General features: G+C 66.6%; 22 protein-coding genes, 1 tRNA gene and 1 pseudogene. 14 read left to right on the forward strand and 10 right to left on the reverse strand.

From position 1 onward, the window contains the following. Positions 1–35: 35 nt before the first annotated feature. Entirely contained in the window at positions 36–488 is a 453-nt protein-coding gene (locus tag ACRARE_RS13710; protein WP_432657010.1) for a cyclophilin-like fold protein, read from the reverse strand. A gap of 348 nt (positions 489–836) precedes the next feature. Here ACRARE_RS13710 and ACRARE_RS13715 point away from each other — a divergent pair, with 348 nt between their 5' ends. The 6 genes and pseudogenes from ACRARE_RS13715 (at position 837) to ACRARE_RS13740 (ending at position 5306) form a co-directional block, all read left to right on the forward strand. Next, positions 837–1283 (forward strand): (R)-mandelonitrile lyase, encoded by a 447-nt coding sequence (locus tag ACRARE_RS13715; RefSeq protein WP_432657011.1) that lies wholly within the window; start codon positions 837–839, stop codon positions 1281–1283. Then, positions 1270–2187 (forward strand): annotated as a pseudogene (locus ACRARE_RS13720) (PQQ-dependent sugar dehydrogenase); the annotation flags it as partial. The gene ACRARE_RS13715 and the pseudogene ACRARE_RS13720, both read left to right, overlap by 14 nt. Positions 2188–2334: 147 nt before the next feature. Further along, complete coding sequence (locus ACRARE_RS13725; RefSeq protein ID WP_432657012.1) at positions 2335–3285, forward strand: LysR family transcriptional regulator; 951 nt, start codon at positions 2335–2337, stop codon at positions 3283–3285. Between the two features lie 99 nt (positions 3286–3384). Then, complete coding sequence (locus ACRARE_RS13730; RefSeq protein WP_432657013.1) at positions 3385–4149, forward strand: carboxymuconolactone decarboxylase family protein; 765 nt, start codon at positions 3385–3387, stop codon at positions 4147–4149. Positions 4150–4224: 75 nt separating this feature from the next. Continuing rightward, on the forward strand, positions 4225–4866 hold the full coding sequence (locus tag ACRARE_RS13735) for an NADPH-dependent F420 reductase (RefSeq protein ID WP_432657014.1): 642 nt from the start codon (positions 4225–4227) through the stop codon (positions 4864–4866). Positions 4867–4910: 44 nt separating this feature from the next. After that, positions 4911–5306: a (R)-mandelonitrile lyase gene (locus ACRARE_RS13740; protein WP_432657015.1), complete on the forward strand. Its 396-nt coding sequence runs from the start codon at positions 4911–4913 to the stop codon at positions 5304–5306. Positions 5307–5846: 540 nt separating this feature from the next. Here ACRARE_RS13740 and ACRARE_RS13745 read toward each other — a convergent pair. From ACRARE_RS13745 to ACRARE_RS13760, 4 genes are read right to left on the reverse strand one after another with little or no spacing between them, the layout of a single operon-like run. After that, a complete protein-coding gene (locus ACRARE_RS13745) occupies positions 5847–6707 on the reverse strand; it encodes an alpha/beta fold hydrolase (RefSeq protein ID WP_432657016.1) in 861 nt (286 codons plus the stop codon). Further along, positions 6707–7873, reverse strand: a complete 1167-nt coding sequence (locus tag ACRARE_RS13750) for an MFS transporter (protein ID WP_432657017.1) — start codon at positions 7871–7873, stop codon at positions 6707–6709. The genes ACRARE_RS13745 and ACRARE_RS13750 overlap by 1 nt, the downstream gene beginning before the upstream one ends. Positions 7874–7877: 4 nt before the next feature. Beyond that, positions 7878–8366 carry a PaaI family thioesterase gene (locus tag ACRARE_RS13755; RefSeq protein WP_432657018.1) on the reverse strand — a complete coding sequence of 163 codons (489 nt, stop codon included), beginning with the start codon at positions 8364–8366 and terminating at the stop codon, positions 7878–7880. Further along, on the reverse strand, positions 8363–9559 hold the full coding sequence (locus tag ACRARE_RS13760) for an acetyl-CoA C-acyltransferase (protein WP_432657019.1): 1197 nt from the start codon (positions 9557–9559) through the stop codon (positions 8363–8365). The genes ACRARE_RS13755 and ACRARE_RS13760 overlap by 4 nt, the downstream gene beginning before the upstream one ends. Positions 9560–9658: 99 nt before the next feature. Between ACRARE_RS13760 and ACRARE_RS13765 the strand changes: the two genes are divergently transcribed. Then, positions 9659–10192, forward strand: a complete 534-nt coding sequence (locus ACRARE_RS13765) for a TetR/AcrR family transcriptional regulator (RefSeq protein ID WP_432657020.1) — start codon at positions 9659–9661, stop codon at positions 10190–10192. A 46-nt stretch (positions 10193–10238) separates the two neighbouring features. Here ACRARE_RS13765 and ACRARE_RS13770 read toward each other — a convergent pair whose 3' ends face one another. After that, the gene (locus ACRARE_RS13770) at positions 10239–10733 is read right to left on the reverse strand and encodes a MarR family winged helix-turn-helix transcriptional regulator (RefSeq protein WP_432657021.1); all 495 of its coding nucleotides are present in this window, start codon (positions 10731–10733) and stop codon (positions 10239–10241) included. A gap of 187 nt (positions 10734–10920) precedes the next feature. On the opposite strand from ACRARE_RS13770, the gene ilvD reads away from it, so the two are divergent. The 4 genes from ilvD to ACRARE_RS13790 all read left to right on the forward strand — a co-directional run bounded on the left by ilvD (position 10921) and on the right by ACRARE_RS13790 (position 15824). Beyond that, positions 10921–12621, forward strand: coding sequence for a dihydroxy-acid dehydratase (ilvD, locus tag ACRARE_RS13775; RefSeq protein ID WP_432657022.1), 1701 nt, complete (start codon positions 10921–10923; stop codon positions 12619–12621). A 168-nt stretch (positions 12622–12789) separates the two neighbouring features. Further along, positions 12790–13905, forward strand: coding sequence for a TRAP transporter substrate-binding protein DctP (dctP, locus tag ACRARE_RS13780; protein ID WP_432657023.1), 1116 nt, complete (start codon positions 12790–12792; stop codon positions 13903–13905). An 81-nt stretch (positions 13906–13986) separates the two neighbouring features. After that, positions 13987–14511 carry a TRAP transporter small permease gene (locus tag ACRARE_RS13785; RefSeq protein WP_432657024.1) on the forward strand — a complete coding sequence of 175 codons (525 nt, stop codon included), beginning with the start codon at positions 13987–13989 and terminating at the stop codon, positions 14509–14511. Then, entirely contained in the window at positions 14508–15824 is a 1317-nt protein-coding gene (locus ACRARE_RS13790; RefSeq protein WP_432657025.1) for a TRAP transporter large permease, read from the forward strand. The genes ACRARE_RS13785 and ACRARE_RS13790 overlap by 4 nt, the downstream gene beginning before the upstream one ends. Here ACRARE_RS13790 and ACRARE_RS13795 read toward each other — a convergent pair. Continuing rightward, a complete protein-coding gene (locus ACRARE_RS13795) occupies positions 15766–16764 on the reverse strand; it encodes a LysR family transcriptional regulator (protein WP_432657026.1) in 999 nt (332 codons plus the stop codon). The genes ACRARE_RS13790 and ACRARE_RS13795 overlap by 59 nt on opposite strands. A gap of 125 nt (positions 16765–16889) precedes the next feature. Between ACRARE_RS13795 and ACRARE_RS13800 the strand changes: the two genes are divergently transcribed. From ACRARE_RS13800 to ACRARE_RS13810, 3 genes are read left to right on the forward strand one after another with little or no spacing between them, the layout of a single operon-like run. After that, positions 16890–18236, forward strand: a complete 1347-nt coding sequence (locus ACRARE_RS13800) for an FAD-dependent oxidoreductase (RefSeq protein WP_432657027.1) — start codon at positions 16890–16892, stop codon at positions 18234–18236. A gap of 18 nt (positions 18237–18254) precedes the next feature. Next, positions 18255–19526, forward strand: a complete 1272-nt coding sequence (locus tag ACRARE_RS13805; protein WP_432657028.1) for an aconitase X — start codon at positions 18255–18257, stop codon at positions 19524–19526. Next, entirely contained in the window at positions 19526–19966 is a 441-nt protein-coding gene (locus ACRARE_RS13810; protein WP_432657029.1) for an aconitase X swivel domain-containing protein, read from the forward strand. Before ACRARE_RS13805 ends, ACRARE_RS13810 begins: the two co-directional genes overlap by 1 nt. 721 nt (positions 19967–20687) lie before the next feature. Here ACRARE_RS13810 and ACRARE_RS13815 read toward each other — a convergent pair. The 3 genes from ACRARE_RS13815 to lon all read right to left on the reverse strand — a co-directional run bounded on the left by ACRARE_RS13815 (position 20688) and on the right by lon (position 23888). Next, positions 20688–20762, reverse strand: a tRNA-Val gene (locus ACRARE_RS13815). A gap of 15 nt (positions 20763–20777) precedes the next feature. Continuing rightward, positions 20778–21266, reverse strand: coding sequence for an HU family DNA-binding protein (locus ACRARE_RS13820; protein ID WP_432657030.1), 489 nt, complete (start codon positions 21264–21266; stop codon positions 20778–20780). Positions 21267–21476: 210 nt separating this feature from the next. Continuing rightward, a complete protein-coding gene (gene lon, locus ACRARE_RS13825) occupies positions 21477–23888 on the reverse strand; it encodes an endopeptidase La (RefSeq protein WP_432657031.1) in 2412 nt (803 codons plus the stop codon). Positions 23889–23981 lie beyond the last annotated feature (93 nt).

Consider the following 23981-nt stretch of genomic DNA (forward strand, 5'->3'; position numbering starts at 1 on the left):
CCGCGCCGCGCCCTCTCGGGCCGGCCCGGCGCGGGTCACTCTGCCCGTTCGAACCGGGCGGTCACCGGGCCGTCTTGCAGCAGCGCGTCCAGCGCGCCGTCAAAGGCCCCCAGCCGGACCAGCCCCCGCGAGGAGGAGAAGGGCTTGTAGAAGATCGCCAGGTTGCCCCAGGGCGCGTAAAGGGTGATGTCGCCGGTCTCTGGCTTGTAGGCGGCAGGCGCCCCGGTGGTGTCCAGCTTGCGCGGCAGATCCGCCACCTTCTCGATCCCGTGGTAATCGCTCAGCTCCAGCTCGAGCGGCAGCAGGGCAGCGAAGTCGCGCCCCGCCGGGCTGTCGTCCAGCGTGGCGGAAAGCACCGTCGCGCCGACGGTCACTGTGATCTTGGTCATGTCAGCCTCTTTCGTAGCTTGGGCCGTGGCAGGGGCCACCGAAGACAGGCTCAGCAGGCCGATCAGGGCCAGCCCGGCGGTCAGGGCGCGTCGTCTCATCCCGGCAATCTCCTTCAGGGTCAGTCTAGCATGTAGCCGCCTTTCCGCACGGGGGAAGAGCCCGCAGGAAACTGCCACTCATGAGGGGGCCTCATCAATCGCCGCAGCGCCCCTGCGGGGCCCTCCGCCCGATGCCTCGGGCGGCGGTCATGTCGGGACCCTGCCGGGCGCGCCCTTCCGCGTTCCGCGCCGCGACCGGCGGCATACGCACGCGCATTGATGAGGCGCGCTCATGGACGTCTCCGGCGCCCCGGTCATTAACCCCGCCGCCGCAGGCCCCATCTTGTCTCGCACAGGCCCGCATCCCCCGGGTCGGGACCTCGGGTCCCCGACATGAAGGAGACGACAATGAAACTCGCCCCCCTCGCCCTTGCCGCTACCATCGCCCTGCCGGGCCTGGCTTCGGCGCAATCGTTGCAGATCACCCGCGCCGAGGATCGCCCCGGCATGATCGGCAGCGCCGAGACCTTCGCGGGCACCGCCTATGTGGCCCCGGTGGTCCCGCCCGAGATCGCCGGCGTCAGCATCGGCGAAGTGACCTTCCTGCCCGGCGCCCGGTCCGCCTGGCACACCCATGACGAAGGCCAGATGCTGATCGTCACCAAGGGCACAGGCTGGGTGCAGGAACGGGGCCAGCCGAAGCAGATCATGCGCGCCGGGGATGTGGTCTGGGCGCCGCCGGGGGTCGATCACTGGCACGGCGCCACCGACGCCACCTCGGTGACCCATTACGCCGTGCAAAAGGGCGTGACCTGGGGCGAGCTGGTCACGGACGAAGACTATGCGGCCGACTAAGCCCCTGTGGCGCACGGCGCTGGCGGCGGCCTTGCTGCTGCCAGCCTCCGCACAGGCCGACGAGCCCCTGCTGGACGGCCTGGATTACCCCTGGTCGATCGCCGCAGAGGGAGGCGACCTCTACATCACCGAGAAGGCCGGCACCCTGGGCCTTTTCGACGGCCAGACCTTCACCCGGATGACGGTAGAGACCTCGGCGCCCACCCTGGACGACCGGGGCGGCGGCCTGCTGGGCCTGGCCCTGCGGCCCGATTTCGCCCAGACCCGCCGCGCCGTGGTCTATCAGCATGTCGGCACCCCGCAGGCACGCCAGAACCGGGTGATCGAGATCGTGCTGGAGGGTGCGCGCTGGCGCGAGACGCGGGTACTGCTGGACGCCATTCCAGGCCATCCGCTCTATAACGGCGGGCGCGTCGCCTTCGGCCCTGACGGGATGCTGTACATCACCACCGGCTGGACCGAGAACCGCGCCCTGCCGCAGGACCCCGACAGCCTGGCGGGCAAGATCCTGCGCCTGACGCCCGAGGGCACGGTGCCCGCCGACAACCCCTTCCCCGGCTCACCCGTCTACTCGCTGGGCCATCGCAACCCGCAGGGCCTGGCCTGGGATGACGCAGGCCAGCTTTACGCCGCCGAACACGGGCAGTCGGGCCATGACGAGGTGAACCGGATCGTGGCGGGCGGCAACTACGGCTGGCCCCTGGTGCAGGGCGACGAGACGGCCCCCGGCATGATCCCGCCCCTGGCCCAGTCCGGGCGCAGCACCTGGGCGCCCTCGGGGCTGGCCTGGGCGGGTGATCACCTGTGGCTGGCCAGCCTGCGGCAAGAGGGTATCCTGCGGATCAGCCCCGACGGGCAGGTCCGCCTGGCCCACCCCCTGGATCAGCGCATCCGCGACCTGCTGGTGCGGAACGGGCAGATACTGGCCCTGACCACCAACCGTTCGCCACGCCGTGACGGCGCCTCGGATGACGCGCTGCTGCGCATTGACCCAAGGTCACAATAGCGTTGGACCTTCCCCCTTCGGCACAGCTACACTGAGAGGCCCCTGATGATCATCGGTTCCCAGATCAAGGCCTCTCTGATGCTTCGCGAAAACATTAACGATCTCATCGCGCTGGCCGCCGTGGCCGAAGAGCGCAGCTTCACCCGTGCCGCCGCGCGGCTGAACGTCTCGCAATCCGCCCTCAGCCACACGATCAAGGGTCTGGAGGAACGCCTTGGCCTGCGCCTGCTGACCCGCACCACCCGTTCAGTGGCCCCGACACTGGAGGGCGAGGATCTGCTGGCCACCCTCAATCCCTGCCTGGAAAAGATCGAGGCCCGGCTTCAGGCGCTGAACGATGCCCGGGACGAACCCACGGGCACGGTGCGGATCGTCGCCACCGACTATGCCATCGACCATATCCTGTGGCCCAAGCTGTCGCCGGTGCTGAAAGACTACCCGGCGGTGAACATCGAACTGGTCAGCGACTATGGGTTCACCGACCTGGCCAGTTCGCAATGCGACGCGGGCGTGCGCTATGGCGATCAGGTCAGCGACGGGATGATCTCGATGCGGATCGGCCCGGACGAGCGCATGGTCTGTGTCGGCACGCCCGAATATTTCGCCCGCGCAGGCGTACCGCAGACGCCGCAGCAGCTGACCGACCACCAGTGCATCAACCTGCGCCTGACCACCCATGGCGCCCTCTACGCCTGGGAGTTCGAAGAGAAGGACGGCACCGAGATCCGGGTGAAGGTGCAGGGGCAGGCCTGTTTCAACACCATCGGCCCGGTGCTGCGCGCTGCGCTGGACGGCCACGGCCTGGCCCTGGTGCCCGACAAGATGGTCGAGGCCGAACTGGCCGATGGCCGGTTGCAGATGTGCCTGGGCGACTATTCGCCCTCTTTCCCCGGGTTCCACCTGTACTACCCCTCGCGGCAGCGCCCCTCTTCGGCCTTCGAAGTGGTGCTGGAGGCCTTGCGCCAAAGGCGGCGCGGGGCCGAGCGGCAGGATTGATGAAATCCCCTCATGAGTGGGCTGCGGCGGCGCGGCATTGAGGGGCGCCGGGACCACCCCAGATCCTAGGGTAGATCACCGCAACCCAAGGAGATTCCCATGAAGACCCGTCTTGCCGCTTCGGCCTTCGCCCTGCTCGCCTCCGGCGCCTCTGCGCAAGAGCTGGACCGCACCCTGCCCGAGGCCGTGGGCCAGGTCGCCCCCGCCCTTCAGGCCTATTCCACCGAGGATCTCTTCGGCACGGTCTGGGCGGGCGAAGAGCTGTCGGTGCGCGACCGCGCCCTGGTGACCTTTGCCGCGCTGATGACCCGCCATGAGACCGGCAACCTGGGTGCCATCACCGAGGTGGCCCTGGACGCGGGCGTGACCCCGGCGGAACTGTCGGAAACCATCACCCACCTGGCCTTCTACACCGGCTGGGGCAATGCCACCGCCGCCGCCGAAGCCATGGCGCCGGTCTACGCGGCGCGCGGCGTCACCGCCGAGGATCTGCCCGCCGTGGATCCCGCCGAACTGCTGCCGCTGGACGAAGAGGCCGAGGCCGGGCGCCAGGCCATGGTGCAGGGCAATTACGGCGAGGTCAGCCAGGGCGTGGTCGACACCACCGAAGAGCTACTGTTCCGCGACATGTGGCTGCGCCCGGCCCTGGCGCCGCGTGACCGCTCGATGGTGACCGTGGCCGCGCTGATCGCCGCCGGTCAGCCGGAACAGATGACCTTCCACCTGAACCGCGCCATGGACAACGGCCTGACCCAGGCCGAGGCGGGCGCGATGCTGTCGCACCTGGCCTTCTACGCCGGCTGGCCGCGGGTCTTCTCGGCCCTGCCGGTGGCGAAAGAGGTCTTCGCCAACCGCCCGGAATGACCCGGGCGGCGCGCCCCTGACATCCACGGGAAGGCCGGGCTCCGGCCTGGCCTTCCCCCTTTGAAGGACCACGACATGAAGATCGGCATTCTGGGATCCGGCCTGATGGGGGCCAAGCTGGGCAGCCTCTGGGCCGCCTGCGGCCACGAGGTGACCTTCGCCTATTCCCGCAGCGCGTCCAAGCTGGCGCGGCTGGCGCGCGAGGCGGGCGGCAGCCATGGATCCGTGGCCGAAACCGTCGCCCGATCCGAGGCCCTGCTGCTGGCGGTGCATTGGTCGCGGGTCGAGGATGTGCTGGAACAGGCGGGCGATCTGGCCGAGAAGCTGGTGCTGAACTGCTGCGTGCCGCTGGATGCCGCCGACCGCGACCTGGTGGTGGGCCGCACCTCTTCGGCGGCCGAAGAGCTGGCGCGTCTGCGCCCCCTCGCCCGCTGGGTGTCCTGCTTCAACACCACGCCGTCCGAAAGCTTTTATCCGGTCTTCGCCCGCAAGGGGCAGACCGATCGCCCGGCGCCGCAGGTCCTGACCTATGGCGATGACGCCGAGGCGAAACGCCAGGCGGGCGCCCTGATCCGCGACATCGGCTTTCAGCCGCTGGAGGCGGGCGGGCTGCGCAATGGCCGCTACATCGAACCCTTCGCCATGGCGACCGTGGAACTGGCCTATGTCCAGCCCGGCGGCCCGGCCCTGATTTACCATTTCGACAAGCTGTCCTGAGAGCCTAGCGTCGACGGACAGCAACAGACCAAGGAGTAAGACCCATGAAAATCATCCGTTGCGGCAGCAATCCCTCGATGCCCGGCCCCGAGGAGACCTTCTCGGGCACCGTGCGCCTGGAGATGATGTTCCAGGCCGATGAGCCGGGCCGCACCTCGGGGGCCCATGTCACCTTCGAACCCGGCGCGCGCACCGCCTGGCACACCCATCCCGCCGGGCAGACCATCATCATCACCTATGGCCGCGGCCGGGTGCAGCGCGAGGGCGGCCCGATCGAAGAGGTGCGCCAGGGCGACGTGGTCTTCTTCCCGGCGGGCGAGAAACACTGGCACGGCGCCGCGCCCGAGAACGCCATGAGCCATATCGCCATTCAGGAAAGCATCGACGGCTCGCCCGTCACCTGGATGGAAAAGGTCACCGACGCGCAATACGAGGGCTGAGCCTCTCGCAGCCGGGCCCTTTGGCCCGGCTTTTTCGGCCTGCCGGGCCCCGATCAACGGGGCCCCTGCGGAGAGGGCCGGACGTCTGCCGGAAGGCGGAAGATGGGAAGCCGCGGGATCAACCGAGGCTTCTCGACAAGTTAGATGGTGGGTGACAAGGGGTTTGCCCCCTGGCTTTGAAAAGTAACGAGTCCGAAGCCTGGGGAATGGGATATCTGAGCGCTTGCTCGATCGCCTTTAAAGCTGGGCAGCTCTGGTGACGGTTCGGGCAATAGATCTGATCGCCCGCGAAACACAGGGGGCATGTCTCCGGTAAGCGCCCATGGGACAACTGGATTGACTTCGCAACGGAGGGTTTCTGGCGCATCGTTTCCGCTAAGGAGTGGAGATGAGACAGAAACCCGGAACGCAGAAAGCGCCCACCCCGCTACGCGCGATGAGAACGCCGCGCGTCTGGCGATTGCTTGACCAGCGCCGATCGGCGTAAACGCCCACCGGGCTCCGGTCGCGGCAGGATGACAGCCCCGTGGCGGGGCACCCCTAACGGGAAACCCAACTGACGAGCGCCTCGCTCAACCGGTCCGGGGCGTCTTGCTGGACAAAGTGCCCGACCTCAGGCCAAGCCCTGATCGTCAGCTCGGCTGCGACCCAATCCCACAGGTCGTTCATCCCGGCGGGCAGCGCATAGGGATCGTCCAGCCCGTGGATCACCAGTGTCGGCGCCGTAACCCTTCGTGGTGCCTCCTGACGCAGTGCATAGGGTGGTGCGGGAAAGCAGGCGCGGTAATAGTTCAGCATCGCCGCAGGGCTCGATGCGGCCATCGCCAGGTCATGGCGCGCCCGGAAGGCCTTGTCGCGGATCCATTGCGAGAGATGCCCAAAGTCGAGCGCCGTCTCGGCGCCGGGCGTCTGGAACATGCGCACGTAAGCGCTGGCGGCCTGCTGCGCCGGGTTCTGAGCCAGTTCGCGCGCAATCGCCCAGGGATGCGGCATGTTCACGATCCCGAGCCGCGACACCGCGTCCGGGGCCTGCATCGCCACCTGCCAGGCGATGAACCCGCCCCAATCGTGGCCGATCACGATGGCGCTGTCAGCCTTGCAATCGGCAATGACCGCCAGAACGTCGGACACCAGCTCTTCGGGCCGGTAAGCATCAATGTCGAGTGGCTGATCGCTCAGATTATAGCCCCGCAAATCCATCGCGACACAGCGATGGGTCGAAGACAGTGCCTCCATCTGCCGCCACCATGTCAGCCAATGGTCCGGAAACCCGTGCAGGAAAAGCACAAGCGGACCGGACCCGATGCTGGCGTAGTGCAGGCGCACGGCACCGTTCCTCACCTGGTGATGGGTCACCGCGGCCTCGAAGCGTTCAAGGTCTTGCGTCATGTCTAAGGGCATCAATCTGCCTCCTTCTTGGATCGTGTATTGGTAAGGGATCGGGGGATAAGCAGAGCCAGAGCGATGCCGGGCAGCGCCGCAGCGAGGCCCGCAAGCGGGGCCGCCTGAAGGCCGGCGCGGGTCATTGCGGCAGCGCCGATTACGATACCAAGCCCCTGGCCGAGATAGATCATCGACCCGTTCAGAGCGAAGACCAGCGTCGCATTCGGACCAGCCAGCCCGGCAAGTCGCGACTGTACGAGCACCCCGGTCGCCGATTGAGCGGAGGGGCCGAAGCAAACGCTGGCCACCATGCCCGCAACGCCAATGAGACCGGCCAGCTCCTGCGAAAGCGGCCACCACACCAGAACCAGCGACAAGCAGAGGAACAGGAACGGGACCAATAGCGCCTGGCGCACGCCGTGCTGCAAAAGCCAAGCGCCGACACGCACGCCAGCGAGGCTGCTGACCCCTGCAAGAAATTGTATCGTTGCGATCCCCGCCCCATCGAAGCCGGTGGTCGCACGGATGATCGGTCCGATCAGCCCAACCATTGCGAACAACCCACAAGCGGCAAAGAACGTCACACCAAGATGTGCCACGATGCCCGCATTGATTGCAGTGCCGCCCGTCGCTGGCGCCTGCGCCGCGACGGGCGGCACGAACCGCCAGACCAGCACCAGTGCAGAGGCGCAGATGCCGGTGGCGACAAGAAAGCTCGCAGGCCAACCCGCGGCGTTACCGGCAACGGCCCCAAGCGGGATGCCAAGGATCAAGGCCATCGGGATACCGGCATAGATGATCGAGACGGCCTTCCCCCGGGCCTCGGGGTCGCTGCTTGAGACCGCAAGCACGGTTGCCAGCGGAAACGCCAAGGCACCGATCCCGCCGACCAGCACACGCAAAGCGAACAGCAGCCTGAACTCGCTCACAGCCGCCGAGGCCCCATTGAGCAGCACCAGAAGCGCAAGCACGGAAAGAAGCAGCGGTCGGGGCGGCAGACGCCGGGTCAGCTGCGCCAACACCGGCCCGCAAAGCGCACAGGCGATTGCAAAGGCCGATTGCAGCGTCGCGACCGAGGCGACCGAGACATCGAGCTCTGCCGCCATTGGCTCCAGCACGCCCGAGAAGACAAAGGCACCGGTCGTGAAAGCAAAGGGCGCGAACATCAAGGCAATGAGTTTCATGTCCCTATCCCTTCGACAGAAAACATGTCGTGGTGCCGGTCGCAAAAAGCCGTCCGTCGCGATCGGTGACCCGGCCCGAGGCGGTTGCCGTCCGACCGCCCCGGCTTTCGACCTGCGCCTCGCATCGCAACTGTCCCGTGTCGGCGTGGATGGGCCGGATGAACTTCACCTCGGTCCCGAGCGAGACATAGCTTTCACCGACGGTCAGAAGGCTTTGCACCGCGCAGCCAAGTGCCGAGTCGAGAAGCGCCATCGTCCAGCCACCGTGGATCAGCCCCATCGGGTTCAGGTATCGCGGATGCGGATCGGCCAGAAAGACGATGCGTCCCTCGCCGATCTCGCCGATCCATTGCTGCATCGTGGCGACGATGGGCGGCGCGGGAAGGCGTCCGGCGACAATCGCCTCAAGCTGCTCGCGCCCGCTCATCGTCATCGCCTTGGCCGGATCTGCAAGACCGAAACTCAGCTCGGGCATCGGGACTGCGCCGTTCATGACGCCAACTCCACGGCGATAGCGGTCGCCTCGCCGCCACCGATGCACAGGCAGGCGATCCCGCGCCGCAGGCCACGCGCCTTCAGCGCGTGCAGCAGCGTCACGATGATACGCGCCCCCGTTGCCCCGATCGGATGGCCAAGCGCACAGGCGCCGCCGTTCACGTTGAGCCGGGCGCGCGCGATGCCGATCTCTTCGGCTGCCGCCATTGCCACCACGGCGAAGGCTTCGTTGATCTCCCACAGATCAACGTCTTCAGCGGTCCAGCCCACCTGCGCCAGCAGCTTGCGGATCGCAGGGATCGGCGCGGTGGTGAACCAGGCCGGGTCCTGCGAATGGGTGGCATGTCCGAGGATGCGCGCCATCACCGGCATACCCTCTGCCTGCGCCACGCTTTCGCGCGTCAGCACCAGCGCCGCCGCCCCGTCGGCATTGGCCGAGGAACTTGCCGCCGTGATGGTACCGCCGTCGCCAAAGGCGCTGCGCAGCGATGGGATCTTCTCGGGATCGACCTGCGCCGGTCGCTCGTCCCGGCTGACCACCAGATCACCGCGCCGCCCCGGCACCGTGACCGGCACATATTCCGCGTCGAAAGCGCCGGTCTCGACCGCCGTCTGCGCGCGCTGGAGCGTCTCCATCGCATAGATGTCCTGCGCCGGGCGGCCGAAGCCGAACTGCTGCGCCGCCGCCTCGCCAAACTGGCCCATCGGGCGGCCCTTGTCATAGGCATCTTCCAGCCCGTCGAGCATCATGTGATCGAGCACCTCAGCGCTGCCCGCCTTGTGTCCGCCACGCATGTCCCGCAGCAGGAAGGGCGCGCGCGACATCGCCTCCATGCCGCCAGCGACGACGATGCGCGCCGTGCCCGCGCGCAAGAGGTCATGCCCCAGCATCACCGCCTTCATCCCCGATCCGCAAACCTTGTTCACCGTGCTGGCCCCGGCCGCGTCCGGCAGCCCGGCCCCGCGGGCTGCCTGCCGTGCCGGCGCCTGACCAAGACCCGCTGGCAGCACGCAACCCATCAGCACCTCCGACACCGCTTCGACCGGCATCCCCGCGTCATTAACCGCAGCACGGATGGCAGCAGCGCCAAGGCCCGGCGCGCTTACCCCCGACAGGGCCCCCATGAAGGCGCCAAGCGGTGTGCGCCTTGCCGCGGAAATGACAATCGGATCGTTCTTATTGGCGCGCATAGCGTCCTCCTTGTGATCGCGCCATTAGGATTATGATCGTAATCCTGGTTGTCAATATTAAGATTATGACTATAATTTAAAGGGACTGGAGGATCGCCCATGCGACTGAACCGCGAAGACGCAGCGAAGAATCGGGACCGGGTGGTGCGCACCGCCAGCGAGATGTTTCGCGAAAACGGCTATGACGGCACGGGGATCGCCGCGCTGATGAAGGCCGCCGGGCTGACGAACGGCGCCTTCTACAAGCAGTTCGACGACAAGGAGGCGCTGATCGCCGAGGCCACCGCCGCCGGGCTGGCACAGAACGCCGCTGCCTGGGACCGGGCGATGGACGGGACGCAAGACCCGCTCGCGGCACTGGCCGACTGGTATCTGTCCGAGGCCCATCTGACCCAACGTGACAAGGGCTGCACCTATGCGGCGCTTGCCGCCGAGGCGCCACGTCATCAGGACGGTCTGCGAAAGGTGTTTGACGAGGGGCTCAGGGCCCATCTCGCACTGCTCGCAGACCGTGCCGATATCGATCAGGGTGAGGCGATCCGGCAAGTCTCCCGCCTGATCGGCGCGCTCATGCTGGCGCGCGCCGTGTCGAACCCAGAACTGGCGCAGGAGATTCTGGCGGCGAACACATAGGAGATCTAGCCGTGCGACGAGAGCGATGGCAGAACAGGACGGGCGATCAGGGATCTTGCCCCGTTTCGCGTTGCAGCTCGATCAGCGCCTCGGCATTCGCGCCCACCCGCCCCAGAAGGTCGAAAAGCTGCGCCAGTTCCTCGGGGCTGAAGCCCGCCCGGATATGCTCTGCACGGCGGTCGCCGGCCTCGAGCATGCGGTCGTGAAAGACCCGCCCCGCTTCGGTCAGGCGCACGATGGTCGCGCGCCCCCGGCTGGCGGTCATCTCCATCGTCACCAGATCCCGCGCCTTCAGCAGCTTCAGCGCCCGGCTCGCCTGGGCCGCGTCCAGATCCGCAGAGCGCGCCGCATCCCCCACCTTCAGTTCCGGGGTCTTGCCCAGCGCCAGAATCATCCGCCATTCCGGCAGGCCAATGCCGAAGGCCTCGCGGTAGAAGACGGCGGCAGAGCGGTTCAGCCTGTTGGCGACCCCGGTGATGCGGAAGGTCACCCCATGATCGAACAACAGCGGGATCTGATCCGTCTCTTCGGTGTCTTCCATCGTTCTGCCCTATCGTGCTTCTGACCGGCCACAGCCTACCCAGACCCGCGCCCCAATGCGATCCGCATCCGCTCTGGGACCGGACATTTTGGTACGTATCTTTATGTTGACACGTCATTAAAGGATACGTCAACTAAAAGAGCATCGGAGGAGATGCGACAATCACAGGCTTCAGAGGAGGACAGGCATGGCCACGAAGGACGGGCGCAACACGCGCCCCTTGCGCAGCAATTATGAGATCGGAAGCTCGTTCTGGGCGGTCCGTCGGGCGCAATGGCGCGCCATGGGACTGACCGACGAGGACATGGAGAAACCCAAGATCGCCGTCATCAACACCTCGTCGGAACTGGCGATCTGCTTCAACCACCTGGACCATGTGGCAGCGGTGGTGAAACAGGCGATCCGCGACGCTGGCGGCCTGCCCTTCGAGGTGCGCACCGCCGCGCCTTCGGACTTCATCCATTCGGCGGGCAACGCGGGCAAGTACATCCTGCCCTCGCGCGATCTGATTACCAACGACATCGAGGTCCAGGTCGAGGGCGCACAGCTTGACGGCATGGTCTGCCTGGCCTCCTGCGACAAGACCGCGCCGGGGCAGCTGATGGCCGCTGCGCGGCTGGACATCCCCACCATCGTCGCCATCTGCGGCTATCAGGGCTCGGGCCATATCGGCCAGGAACACGTCGACATTGAAGAGGTCTTCCTGGGCGCCGGTCACCATGCCATGGGCGCCATCACGCTGGAGCGGCTGAAGGAGATGAGCGAGAAGGCCATCACCTCGTCCGGGGTCTGTTCCGGCATGGGCACGGCCAACTCGATGCACACCGTCTGCGAGGCCCTGGGCATGACCCTGCCCGGCCATGCCCCGGTGCGCGCCTCGGGGGGCGGGATGCTCGACAATGCCGCAGAGGCCGGAAAGCGCATCGTCGACATGGTCTGGGAAGACCTGCGCCCGCGCCAGATCCTGACCGAGGCGGCTTTCGAGAACGCCGTGCGCTCGGTCTTCGCGGTCAGCGGCTCGATCAACACGATCAAGCACCTTCAGGCCGTGGCCACCGAGGCCGACACCGATATCGACGTCTACGGCATGTATGAACGGCTGATGGACAGCTCTCCGGTCCTGGTGGCGGTGCGCCCGAACGGTGACAGCTCGATCGAAGAGTTCGACGACGGCGGCGGCGCGCGGGCGATCCTGAAGAACCTCGGGGCGCTGACCCGGACAGAGGCGATGACCGTCGCAGGCAAGACCCTGGGCGAAACGCTGGAGGGATGGCAGCCACCCACCGACACCGTGAAGACTGCCGAGGCGCCGCTATCGGACAAGCCGGCCATCGTGCTGGTCCGGGGCAACCTGGCCCCCGATACGGGCATCATCAAGCTGGGCCTGCGCTATGACCGCAAGCTGAAGGTCACCGGCCCGGCTGTCTGCTTCGACAACCCCATCGACGCCATCGAGGGGCTGAAGGCGGGCAAGGTCACGGCGGGCGACGTTCTGGTGCTGCGCGGGCTGGGTGTGCGCGGCGGGCCCGGCATGGGCATGGCCTCGCGCGTGGTCTTCGCCATCGAGGGCGCGGGCCTGGGCGAGGACGTGGCGGTGGTCACCGACGGCCAGCTGTCGGGGCTGGTCAACAAGGGCCTTGTGGTGGGCGAAGTGACGCCCGAGGCCCACGGCGGCGGTCCGCTGGGCCTGCTGCGCGACGGCGACCTGATCACCATCGACGTGCTGGCCCGGCGGGTCGATGTCGATATGGACGACGCCGAGATGGAGGCCCGCCGCGCCGCCCTGCCCCCGGTGGGCCACTCGGGTCAGCGCGGCTGGCTGTCGATCTACGAAGGCGAGGTCGAGCCGCTGTCGCGCGGGGCGGTGCTGATCCCGCCGCGCGGCTGATCCGCTGTCGCGCGGCGGTCTGATCCGTCGCGCGACAGTCCAAGACCGCCACCTTTTCCAAATCGCGAATGCATCTGTGCATCAATTACTGTGGTTTCGCGTGGAATGGCGCTTCTAGACTATGACTTGTCAGGGGTCTGCGGACCCTCTGCACCTAGGGAGGAATTCATGAAACAGACCATCATCGGGGCTGCCATCGCCGCAGCCCTGGCCTTGGGGGCCGTGCCGTCCCAGGCCAAGGAACTGATCTATGGCAGCTGGATGGGGGCCAATGCCTCGACCAATGCGATCTCGCTGCCCCACTACTTCGAGAAGGTGAAGGAGGCCACCGGAGGGGAGATCGAGTGGACCCTCGTGCCCGGCGGCCAACTGGCCACCGGCGCCGGGACCGTGGATGCCGTGGCGGGCAACCTGATCGACGCCGGCACCACCATGGCGCCCTACACGCCGCGTGAACTGCCGGCGACCAACGCCATCTTCACCCGCACCGTGGCGGGCAACGACGTGGTCGGCACGGCAGGCGCCATGAACGAGCTGATCCTGCTCAACTGCCCCGAGTGCAAGGCGGAGTACGAGCGCAACGACGCCGTGGCCTTTGGCGCCTACAACACCACCCCCTACCTGCTGATGTGCAAGCCCGAGGTCGCGACCGTTGCCGACCTGAGCGGCACCAAGGTGCGCGCCTCCGGCGGCGGCGTCGAGATCATGAAGATGGCCGGCGCCACGCCCGTGGCCATGAGCCCGGCCGAGGCCACCTCGGCCCTGGAACGCGGCGTGGTGGACTGCGTCATGGGCTCACTCGCCTGGCTGCGCAACTACGGCTACATGGACATCACCGAACACGTGATGGAATACCCCCTCGGCATGGCCGGTCCGCCGCTGCTGATGTACATGAACCGCGATGTCTGGAACGATCTGACCCCCGAACAGCGCAAGGCCCATATCGACAATGCGGCCGAGCTGGTCGCCGTGGGCACCATCACCGCCCAGATGGACATCGACGCCGAGGTCAAGGCCCTGGCGCTGGACGAAGGGATCACCTTCCACGAGGGCGGCGCCGACTTCGCCGACATCATGCAGCGCCGGGTGGACGAGCAGGAAGCCGCGATCATCGAGATGGCCACCTCGGTGGGCGTTGACAATGCCGAGGCCCTGCTGGCCAAATACTCAGAACTGCTGGAGAAATGGGCCGCCATCTCCGAAGAGGTCGGGACCGACGTGGAGAAATTCACCGAGGCCCTGAACCGCGAGGTCTATTCTAAACTGGACCCCGAGGACCTCTGAACATCCCCGGCCCATCCGTCACCGGGGGCCCGCGCGGCCTCCGGTGACCCTTATCAGCTCTCTGCCCGAAAGCGCATCCCCATGAAACAGCTCGACCGGGTTGCGAAAGCGACGACCGCCGTGGCCTGCATCTTCGTGATCATCATGATGCTGCATGTCAGTGCCGATGTCGTCGCGCGCACCTTCTTTCACTCTCCCCTCATCGGTACGACCGAGATCGTGGCGGCCTACTACATGGTGGCCCTCGCCTTCCTGCCGATTGCCTGGATCTCGCGCCAGCGCGGCCACATCATCGTGGAACTGTTCACCTCGCATCTGCCCAAGCGCAAGCTGAAGGCGCTGGACGCCTTCGCCGGGGTGGTGACCCTGGCCTATGTCTGCCTCTTCGTCTGGAAGCTTTTCGAGATCGCCATCGAGAAGACGCATATCCGTGAGGCCTGGGAATCCGCCACCGGCTTCATCGAGATCTGGCCGTCGCGCTGGATCGTGCCCGCGGGCTTTCTCTTCATGGCCATCTACGTGCTGATCCAGACCTTCCGCGATGCCCGCGCCGCGATCACCGGCGAGATCCCCGAGGAAGACGAACGCCTGGAGGTGATGGAATGAGCGCCCCCCTGATCGGTGCCCTGGGCCTTCTGGGCGTTCTCGTCCTGATCGCCATCCGCATCCCCATCGGCGTCTCGCTCGGCGTGGCCGCCGTGGTCGGCCTGACCGTGCTGCGCAACGAACGCGTGGCCATGAACGTGATGGAACAGACCCCCTTCGAGGTCGCCGCCAGCTGGAGCCTGTCGGCCATCCCGATGTTCATCCTGATGGGCGCCATCGCCCACAACTCCGGCATATCCGTGGCCCTGTTCCGGGCCGCGCGCCTCTGGGCCTCGCGGCTGCCGGGCGGGCTGGCTGTGGCCACCAACCTGGCTTCGGCGGGCTTTGCCGCCGCGTCGGGCTCTTCCGTGGCCACGGCGGCCACCATGGGCCGGCTGGGCATTCCCGAGATGTTGCGCGCAGGCTACGACAAGGGGCTGGCGGCGGGCGTCGTCGCCTCGGCGGGCACCCTGGGCGCGCTGATCCCGCCCTCGATCATGTTCGTTATCTACGGCGTCTTCGCCGAGGTCTCGATCACCAAGCTGCTGGTCGCCGGGGTGCTGCCCGGGATCCTGACGGCAGCGGTCTACACGGCGATGATCATCATCCGCGCCAAGCTGGACCCCAAGATCGCGCCGCCGGTCACCGTCGATCCCGAAGAGGGCACCCTGTGGCAGGCCCGCTGGAAATCCCTGCTGCCGGTCTGGCCGGTGCTGGTGCTGATCTTCGGCATCATCGGCGGGCTTTATGGCGGCATCTTCACCCCCACAGAGGCCGGGGCGGGCGGCGCCCTGTTGGCCTGCGCCATCGCGCTTTTCCAGCGCCGCCTGACGGGCCGGGTCCTGTGGACCTCGGTGATGGAGGCCGTAACCACCACCGCCTCGCTGCTGTTCGTGGCCTATGGGGCGGTGATGTTCACCAAGTTCCTGGCGCTGTCGGGCCTGCCGGTCTTCCTCGGCAACACGATCGAAAGCTGGCAGCTGTCGCCCTACATGCTGATCCTGGCGGCCTCGGTGATCTACCTGATCCTGGGCATGTTCCTGGATCCGATGGGCGTTCTGCTGCTGTCGCTGCCGGTGATGCAGCCGATGTTCGACGCCGTCGGCGCGGATCCGATCTGGGTCGGCGTGATCGTGGTGAAGTTCATCGAGATCGGCCTTCTGACCCCGCCTGTGGGCTTCAACGTCTACGTGGTGAAATCCGTGGTCGGCGACGAGATCCCGCTGGGCCGGATCTTCCGCGGCGTGGGCTGGTTCCTGCTTTGCGAGGCGATCATCATGTTCCTTCTGGTGGTCTTCCCGCAGATCTCGCTGGTCCTGCCGAACGGGATGTAAGAAGCGGGGCGGCCGCATCCCCGGCCGCCCCACCCTCTGCCGCGGCGCGATCCCAGGGCGCCACGGGTTGCACGGCATTGCGCAGCCAGTCGCACATGGCCACCACCAGCCGGTCCTGCGCCCGCGACACCGGCACCCAGGCCGACACCCAGAGATCCGGAATGGTGTAGTCCTCCAGCACGCGGTGCAGCGCGCCACGCGCCACGTAGGGCCGCGCCAGATAGTCGGCAACCACCGCCACGCCGAGGTCGGCCAGGGCCGCCTCGACCAGGACCTGGCTGTCGTTGACCGAGAAGTGAGAGTTGATCTCGACGCTGACCGGCCCCTGCTTGCCCTCGAAGACCCAGTTCGACCCGATGGGGTGGAAGGTCAGGCAATCGTGGTTCAGCAGGTGGCGCGGATGGCTCAGCTCTCCTGCCCTGGCAAGATAGCCCGGCGAGGCCACGGTCGACCGCGGATAGGGGCAAAGCGGCGTCGCCTCGACATTGGGATAGGAGGTCGGGATCGCGCCGATGGCAATGTCGAACCCCTCTTCCAGCGGATTGACCGAACGATCCATCAGCACGAGGTCGATACGGGCCTCTGGGTGGGCGGCCTGGAACTCGGTGATGATGCGCCCGAAATGCAGCACGCAAAGCGTTGTCGGGCACTTGATCCGCAGCGTGCCGGCCATGGGCGAGCCATGGGCACGCAGGTCGGCGAAGGCGTCGGTCACATCCGCCACGATCGCCATGAAACGCGGATGCACCTGTGTCCCGGTCTCGGTCAGCTCCAGCTTGCGGGTCGAGCGGATGAACAGCGGCGCGCCGATCTGGTCCTCCAGCCGGTTGATCTTCTTCGAGATCACCGAGGGCACGGTATCCAGGTTGCGGGCCGCAGCCGAGAAACTGCCCGCGCGCACCACCGCCAGGAAGGTGCGCATGTTGTCGATGGTATCCATGGGGTCTCCTCTCCCGCCTCCAATGTCTTTCGCAATCCGCAAAAGGTAAAGACGTGAATCTGTTCTGTTTCCGAGGGTAACAGGGTGCAACCCTCACCCCGACTACTGAGGGAGGAGCAACCGCCATGAGCGATCAATTCAACACGGGCACCCGGATCGTCCGCCGCGATGCGGGCCGTCCCGTCGACCGGCTGACCACGGATATCTGCGTCGTCGGCGCCGGAATTTCGGGCGTCACCGCCGCGCTGGAGGCGGCCAAGCTGGGCCGCAAGGTGGTGCTGGTCGACAGCCAGCCCGCGCTTGGCGGCCAGGCCGTGAACTCGATCATCGCCACCTTCTGCGGGCTCTTTTCCAACGGCACCCATGGCTATCAGTTCACCCATGGCATCGCCGACGATCTGCTGGCCTACCTGGAACGTCAGGACAAGGGCATCTTCTACCGCCACGGGCCGAACACCACCGTGGTCTATTACGACGAGGTGGCCCTTGGTCGCTGGGTCGAGGAAAGCATCCTGGCGGCGGGCATTACCGTCGTGCTGGGCGCCATGCTGAACGGCACCGAGGTCGAGGGCGGGCGGGTGACGCGCGGCCATTTCCTGACCCGCTACGGCGCGCTGGACGTGGATGCCACCGGCTGGGTCGATGCCTCGGGCGACGCGGCGCTGGTCTGGCAATCGGGCTTCGACTGTCGCGAGCCGGACAAGAATGGCGTCTTCGGCACCCAGATGGTGGTGATGGAAAACATCAACGAGGCCGCCCAGCCGACCCGCGACCTGATCGGCGCGCGGATGAAAGAGGTGGGCGACCGCTACGGGTTGCGCCGCCGCGAGGGGCTGGGCTTCACCATCCCCGGGCGCGGCATCGCCGCGATGAACATGACCCATGTGGAAACCCCGCTGGAACCCGTCGCCGCCTCTGCCGCCGCGTTGGACGGCAAGGACCAGGCGATGCGCGCCGTGGATTTCCTGCGGGCCGAGTTCCCCGACTGCTTCGGCGAGGCGCGCATCCGCTCTTTCGGGCTGCCGGGCATCCGCCAGACCCGCTGGATCAAGGGCCGTCATCACCTGACGGTGGAAGAGATCCGCGAAAGCCGGAAGTTCGAGGATGCCATCGGCCGCACCGCCTGGCCGATCGAGTTGCACGACCACGACGACGGGCATCACTGGATCGTCTTCGACAAGGACCACGTGCACTACGTGCCGCTTGGCAGCCTGGTGCCCGAGGCCTGCCACAACGTCGTCGCCGCCGGGCGCTGTATCGACGCCGACAGCGCCGCGCTGTCCTCGGTGCGCGTCATGGGCCCCTGCATCGCCATGGGCATGGCTGCGGCCCATGCGCTGGACCTTGCCGGCACCGGCAGCACCCATCAGATTGACATGGACGCCATGCGCGCGCGGGTCTCCGACAACGTCGAGCGCCAGCACTACCGCTGGGACGAGAAGGAGCTTGCCTCCGTCGCGACCAATTCCTGAGGCAGGAGGAGAGGCAGGATGCATCTCACCGATACCGAAAAGGCCATGGCCGACGGCAGCCAGGGCGAAGCCGTCGCCGCCGCCATGGATCTGCTGGTCCGCTACGGCAATGCCCTTGGCGCCGAACGGCTGGTGGAAACCGACAACGTGGCAGGCGCCTTCAACGCCTCCACCCCCTCGGTGCGCAAGATCGCCGAGAACGGCATGGCCGAGGTCTTCTCGCGCCTGAACCTCGACAGCGACAAGACGGTCGAGATCCCGCAGATGCGGGCACGCACCTGTCAGCTGATCACCGGGATCGACGACCAGAACTGGGCCCTTCAGGGGGCCGACCCGCAGATGATCGAGATGCAGCGCAAAAGCGAGGCCTTCGTCGGCCAGCGCGGCGTCAACCTGATGGCCACCTGCACCCCCTACCAGGTCGGCAACGTGCCCACCTTCGGCGAGCACTGCGCCTGGATGGAAAGCTCTGCCGTGATCTACTGCAACGGCGCGCTTGGCGGGCGCACCAATGTCGAGGGCAAGGAAAGCACAGGCGCCGCCGCGCTGACCGGGCGCATCCCCTACTGGGGCTATCACCTGACCGAAAACCGCTATGGCAACCGGCACATCCGCGTCGACGTGCCGGTGCGCTCGATGCTGGACTGGGGCCTGCTGGGCTATTTCACCGGCGAGATGGTCGAGGAGAACATCCCCGTGCTGGAGGGTGACCTTTCGGGTGTCGATCTGGTGAAGCTGAAGCATTTCGGCGCCGCTGCCGCCTCGTCCGGCGGGGTCGAGATGTACCATATCCCCGGCCACACCCCCGAGGCCCGCATCGTGGACGAGGCCTTCGGCCCCAACCGGGCCGAAGACTTCCACGTCTATGACGCCGCCGCGCGCAAGAAAATGTACGACACCCTGCAAAGCGCCGAGGACCGCAAGGTCGACTTCATCATGCTGGGCTGTCCGCACAACTCGATCGAGCAGGTCGGGCGCATCGCCCATCTGCTGGACGGCAAGCGGCTGCATCCGGATGTCGCGCTCTGGGTCCATACCCCGCGCGCCATCCGCACCGTGGCAGAACGCTCGGGCTATGTGGCGCGGATCGAGGCGGCGGGCGGCAAGGTCATGTCCGACACCTGCCCCGCCATCTCGCGCCGCCTGCCGCCGGGCGTGCGCGTGATCGCAACCGACAGCGCCAAGCAGGCCCACTACCTGCCCGCCATCGCCAAGGTGCAGGGCTGGTTCGGCAGCCTGGAAGCCTGCATCGAGGCCGGTCTGACCGGCACCTGGACCGGAGATTTCTGATGGAAACGCTGACAACACCCCTGCTGATCCGTGGCCGATGTGTCGTGGCAGGCCGCGCCGAGGGCGAGGCCCTGGTCACCACCCAGACCATCTCGGGCTGGGGCGGGATCAACGAACGCGACGGCTCGATCATCGAGCGCCGGCACGAGCTGGTTGGCCAGAGCTTCGCCGGCAAGATCCTTGTCTTCCCCGGCGCCAAGGGATCCTCCGGCTGGTCCGCCTTCTTCCACATGACCCGGATCAACGGCGTCGCCCCGGCAGCCATGCTGTTCACCCGGATGACGACGAAGATGGCCCTCGGGGCGGTGGTGACGCGCGTTCCCTCGATGACGGATTTCGACCATAACGTCTTCGACAGCATCCGCACCGGGGACTGGGTATCGGTCGACGCCGAGGCCGGCGAGATCCGCGTCACGCGGCAAGGTGGCACCCCGTCGTGACCCGGCGGCGCCCGCGCCGAAATCCAGGCATGGCCCGGCTCGCGATCAGATCGAGATAAGACCTGTGCACCGCTCGTTTTAGAACGGTGAAACACGGTCGGCCATCTCAAGTCGGCGCGTCTCTTTGCCGGGAACACCAGGAGGATTGATCGCGCGCATGGATCGAGGCAGCCATCGAGCCGCACATCCAGCTGGCGCTGATCCTGCGACCAGGCCCTGGCGCGCGGGGTGGCGCGGCCCTGGATCTGACCCGGGGCCGCGTGGACGTCGAACGCGGCCCAAATCAACTTGCGGCCAAACGACTGGGCAACCCGCAAGGGGCGGGCCATCGTGCCGATGAACGGCAGCGCGGCATTGACCGTTGCCCACGACGCGGCCCTGACGACGTGATCGCGCGGGCGGGCGGGCCTGTCGGCTTGATCCGCAAAGGCATCGGGCGCCGTGAAGAGGGCGAAGATCGGGCCCGTTCGACTTCATGACCTGCGCCACACCGCGGCGGGCACGATGCTTCCCTCCGGTGAAAGTCTCGCAGGTCCTGGGCCACTCGAATGCATCGGTGACCTGCCCGGCCTATGGACGCCATCTGCCCGAACACATGCAGGATGCCACCAACGTCCTGAACGTGATGTCCCTGAAAACCGGACGCCGGTTCAGCGAACCGAGGACCACCTCGCAAAAACCAAAAGCCCCGGCGTTAACCGGGGCTTTTCAGTAAGTGAGATGGTGGGTGATAAGGGATTTGAACCCCTGACATCTTCGATGTGAACGAAGCGCTCTACCACTGAGCTAATCACCCGCCGTGGCGCGGTGTCTAACCTTCCTCGCCATCCTCTGCAAGAGGCGAATTTGACAAAATTTCCTCCTCGGTGCCGGCGGCCTCTTGCAGCTCTTCCAGGGCCGCGCCGCTTTGCCGGATGCGGGTCATCAGCACCTTGCCATTGGCCGTTTCCTTGACCTTGTTGACCTTGATCCGACCCAGCGGTTGCAGGTTCAGATCACGCCCTTCGGTCAGGGCCTCGCCCAGCACCTGCATCATCGCCTCGATGACCGGCTTGGCATCCTTTTTCTTCACGCCCGAGCGCATCACCACCCGGTCGATCAGCTCTTTCTTCTTCAGCACCAGGGTGTCCTCGGCCCCGGGGGCCGTGGTCTCGGGCCCGGCGTCGAGCCCGGCGTCGGGCGTCGGGCGGGCCTTCTGGGCGGCGCGGGCGCTGGCGCTGGCGGCGCGGCTGGCGGCGCGCTGGCCGCTGGTGGCGGCCTTGGCGCGACCGGTGGTCTTCGAACTGGTTCTGCTGGCCATGATCGGCTCCGTGTTACGAAACGGGGGTTGGGGGCCAGACTAGCCCGTCCGGCGAGGTCAGACCATACGGCAGGGCCCTAGACACGGCCCACGGCCCCCGCGACGCGGCGCACAGGCGGAGGACTGCACAGAAGAAAGGCCGCGCGGCCCGGCGGGGCAACGCGGCCTGACAGGTTTTGACGCTCGCCCCCGCCGGGGGCGAGCGGTGGATCAGTGGGCGACCGCCTGCCGCGCGGCCTCTTCGGCCGCCTTGGCGCGGGCCACGGCTGCGGCCTCCTCGGCTTCCTCGTCCCATTCGATGGCTTCCGGCTGACGCACCAGCGCCTGTTCCAGAACCTCACGCACATGGGTCACGGGAATGATCTTCAGCCCTTCCTTCACGTTGTCGGGAATATCGGCCAGATCCTTCTCGTTCTCCTCGGGGATGAAGACGGTCTTGATGCCGCCGCGCAGCGCGGCCAGCAGCTTCTCCTTCAGCCCCCCGATGGGCATGGCATTGCCGCGCAGGCTGACCTCGCCGGTCATGGCGATGTCCTTGCGCACCGGGATCTGGGTCAGCACCGACACGATCGAGGTCACCATGGCCAGACCGGCCGAGGGGCCGTCCTTGGGCGTGGCGCCATCGGGCACGTGCACGTGGATGTCCCAATGGTCGAAGCGCGGCGGCTTGATGCCGATCTCGGGCGCGATCGAGCGGACGTAGGACGATGCGGCGTCGATCGACTCCTTCATCACGTCGCCCAGCTTGCCGGTGGTCTTCATCCGGCCCTTGCCCGGCAGGCGCAGCGCCTCGATGGACAGCAGGTCACCGCCCACAGAGGTCCAGGCCAGCCCGGTGACGACACCGATCTGATCTTCCTTCTCGGCCAGGCCGTAGCGGAATTTCTTCACGCCCAGGAAATCGTCCAGGTTGTCCTCGGTCACCACGACCTTGTCGGTCTCGCCCTTGACGATCATCGTTACGGCCTTGCGCGCCAGCTTGGCGATCTCGCGCTTCAGGTTCCGCACCCCCGCCTCGCGGGTGTAGCGCTGGATCATCTCGGTCAGGGCGCCGTCGGTCACCTCGAACTCGGCGGGTTTCAGGCCGTGGTTCTTGACCTCCTGGTCGACCAGGTGCTGCCGCGCGATCTCGCGCTTCTCGTCCTCGGTGTAACCGGCCAGGCTGATGATCTCCATCCGGTCCAGAAGCGGGCCCGGCATGTTGTAGCTGTTGGCCGTGGTCAGGAACATGACGTTCGACAGGTCGTATTCCACCTCAAGATAGTGGTCCACGAAGGTGCCGTTCTGTTCCGGATCCAGCACCTCCAGCATGGCCGAGGCCGGGTCGCCCCGGAAGTCCTGGCCCATCTTGTCGATCTCGTCGAGCAGGATCAGCGGGTTCGTGGTCTTGGCCTTTTTCAGCGCCTGGATGATCTTGCCGGGCATCGAGCCGATATAGGTCCGGCGGTGACCGCGGATCTCGGACTCGTCACGCACGCCGCCCAGCGAGATGCGAATGAATTCGCGCCCCGTGGCCTTGGCGACCGATTTGCCCAAAGAGGTCTTGCCGACGCCCGGAGGGCCGACGAGGCACAGGATCGGCCCCTTCAGCTTTTTCGAGCGCTGCTGCACGGCGAGATACTCGACGATGCGTTCCTTCACCTTCTCAAGGCCATAGTGATCCTTGTCGAGCACCCGCTCGGCCAGGCCCAGGTCCTTCTTGACACGCGACTTCACCCCCCAGGGGATGGACAGCATCCAGTCGAGGTAGTTGCGCACCACCGTGGCCTCGGCCGACATCGGCGACATCGACTTCAGCTTCTTGATCTCGGCCTCGGCCTTTTCCTTGGCCTCTTTCGACAGCTTGGTCTCGGCAATGCGCGCTTCCAGCTCGGCAATCTCGCCCTCGCCGTCCTCGCCGTCGCCCAGCTCCTTCTGAATGGCCTTCATCTGCTCATTCAGATAGTACTCGCGCTGCGTCCGCTCCATCTGCGATTTCACGCGGGTCTTGATCTTCTTCTCGACTTGCAGGACGGACATTTCCCCCTGCATCAGCCCATAGACCTTCTCCAGCCGCTCGCTGACCGAGAGGGTCTCAAGCAGTTCCTGCTTCTGGTCCACCTCGATGCCCAGATGGCCCGCGACCAGGTCGGCCAGGCGCGAGGGTTCGTGGCTTTCGGCCACCGCCGACAGCGCCTCTTCGGGGATGTTCTTCTTGACCTTGGCGTAGCGTTCGAATTCCTCGGCCACGGTGCGCAGCAGGGCTTCGGTGGTCGCCTCGTCACCGGGCTCCTCTTCCAGCAGCTCGGCGCGGGCCTCGAAGAAATCGTCGTTTTCCAGGTATTCGGCGATGCGCACGCGCACCGAGCCTTCGACCAGCACCTTGACGGTGCCGTCGGGCAGTTTCAGCAGTTGCAGCACATTGGCCAGCACGCCGGTGCGGTGGATGCCCTCATCGGTGGGGTCGTCCTCGGCCGGATCCTTCTGGCTGGCCAGCAGGATCTGCTTGTTCTCCGTCATCACCTCTTCCAGCGCCCGCACGGATTTGTCGCGACCCACGAAGAGGGGCACGATCATATGCGGGAAGACCGCAATGTCACGCAGCGGCAGGACGGCGTAGGACGGGTTAAGAGGCTCTTTCATGCTCTATCCTTGATCTTGGGCCGAAGGCGCAGGCCCCGCTTGGCGGCAACCATGGCCTTCTCCGGTTTGCAGTCTGTTAATCTGGGCTGCCTG

It is taken from the genome of Pseudooceanicola aquaeponti (genome assembly GCF_050897975.1).
In the GTDB taxonomy this organism is placed as follows: Bacteria; Pseudomonadota; Alphaproteobacteria; order Rhodobacterales; family Rhodobacteraceae; genus Pseudooceanicola.

Coding starts and splice junctions, on each gene's coding strand:
- ACRARE_RS13710 (WP_432657010.1), bottom strand. CDS start 488: ATGAGACGACGCGCCCTGACCGCCGGGCTGGCCCTGATCGGCCTGCTG.
- ACRARE_RS13715 (WP_432657011.1), top strand. CDS start 837: ATGAAACTCGCCCCCCTCGCCCTTGCCGCTACCATCGCCCTGCCGGGC.
- ACRARE_RS13725 (WP_432657012.1), top strand. CDS start 2,335: ATGATCATCGGTTCCCAGATCAAGGCCTCTCTGATGCTTCGCGAAAAC.
- ACRARE_RS13730 (WP_432657013.1), top strand. CDS start 3,385: ATGAAGACCCGTCTTGCCGCTTCGGCCTTCGCCCTGCTCGCCTCCGGC.
- ACRARE_RS13735 (WP_432657014.1), top strand. CDS start 4,225: ATGAAGATCGGCATTCTGGGATCCGGCCTGATGGGGGCCAAGCTGGGC.
- ACRARE_RS13740 (WP_432657015.1), top strand. CDS start 4,911: ATGAAAATCATCCGTTGCGGCAGCAATCCCTCGATGCCCGGCCCCGAG.
- ACRARE_RS13745 (WP_432657016.1), bottom strand. CDS start 6,707: ATGCCCTTAGACATGACGCAAGACCTTGAACGCTTCGAGGCCGCGGTG.
- ACRARE_RS13750 (WP_432657017.1), bottom strand. CDS start 7,873: ATGAAACTCATTGCCTTGATGTTCGCGCCCTTTGCTTTCACGACCGGT.
- ACRARE_RS13755 (WP_432657018.1), bottom strand. CDS start 8,366: ATGAACGGCGCAGTCCCGATGCCCGAGCTGAGTTTCGGTCTTGCAGAT.
- ACRARE_RS13760 (WP_432657019.1), bottom strand. CDS start 9,559: ATGCGCGCCAATAAGAACGATCCGATTGTCATTTCCGCGGCAAGGCGC.
- ACRARE_RS13765 (WP_432657020.1), top strand. CDS start 9,659: ATGCGACTGAACCGCGAAGACGCAGCGAAGAATCGGGACCGGGTGGTG.
- ACRARE_RS13770 (WP_432657021.1), bottom strand. CDS start 10,733: ATGGAAGACACCGAAGAGACGGATCAGATCCCGCTGTTGTTCGATCAT.
- ilvD (WP_432657022.1), top strand. CDS start 10,921: ATGGCCACGAAGGACGGGCGCAACACGCGCCCCTTGCGCAGCAATTAT.
- dctP (WP_432657023.1), top strand. CDS start 12,790: ATGAAACAGACCATCATCGGGGCTGCCATCGCCGCAGCCCTGGCCTTG.
- ACRARE_RS13785 (WP_432657024.1), top strand. CDS start 13,987: ATGAAACAGCTCGACCGGGTTGCGAAAGCGACGACCGCCGTGGCCTGC.
- ACRARE_RS13790 (WP_432657025.1), top strand. CDS start 14,508: ATGAGCGCCCCCCTGATCGGTGCCCTGGGCCTTCTGGGCGTTCTCGTC.
- ACRARE_RS13795 (WP_432657026.1), bottom strand. CDS start 16,764: ATGGATACCATCGACAACATGCGCACCTTCCTGGCGGTGGTGCGCGCG.
- ACRARE_RS13800 (WP_432657027.1), top strand. CDS start 16,890: ATGAGCGATCAATTCAACACGGGCACCCGGATCGTCCGCCGCGATGCG.
- ACRARE_RS13805 (WP_432657028.1), top strand. CDS start 18,255: ATGCATCTCACCGATACCGAAAAGGCCATGGCCGACGGCAGCCAGGGC.
- ACRARE_RS13810 (WP_432657029.1), top strand. CDS start 19,526: ATGGAAACGCTGACAACACCCCTGCTGATCCGTGGCCGATGTGTCGTG.
- ACRARE_RS13820 (WP_432657030.1), bottom strand. CDS start 21,266: ATGGCCAGCAGAACCAGTTCGAAGACCACCGGTCGCGCCAAGGCCGCC.
- lon (WP_432657031.1), bottom strand. CDS start 23,888: ATGAAAGAGCCTCTTAACCCGTCCTACGCCGTCCTGCCGCTGCGTGAC.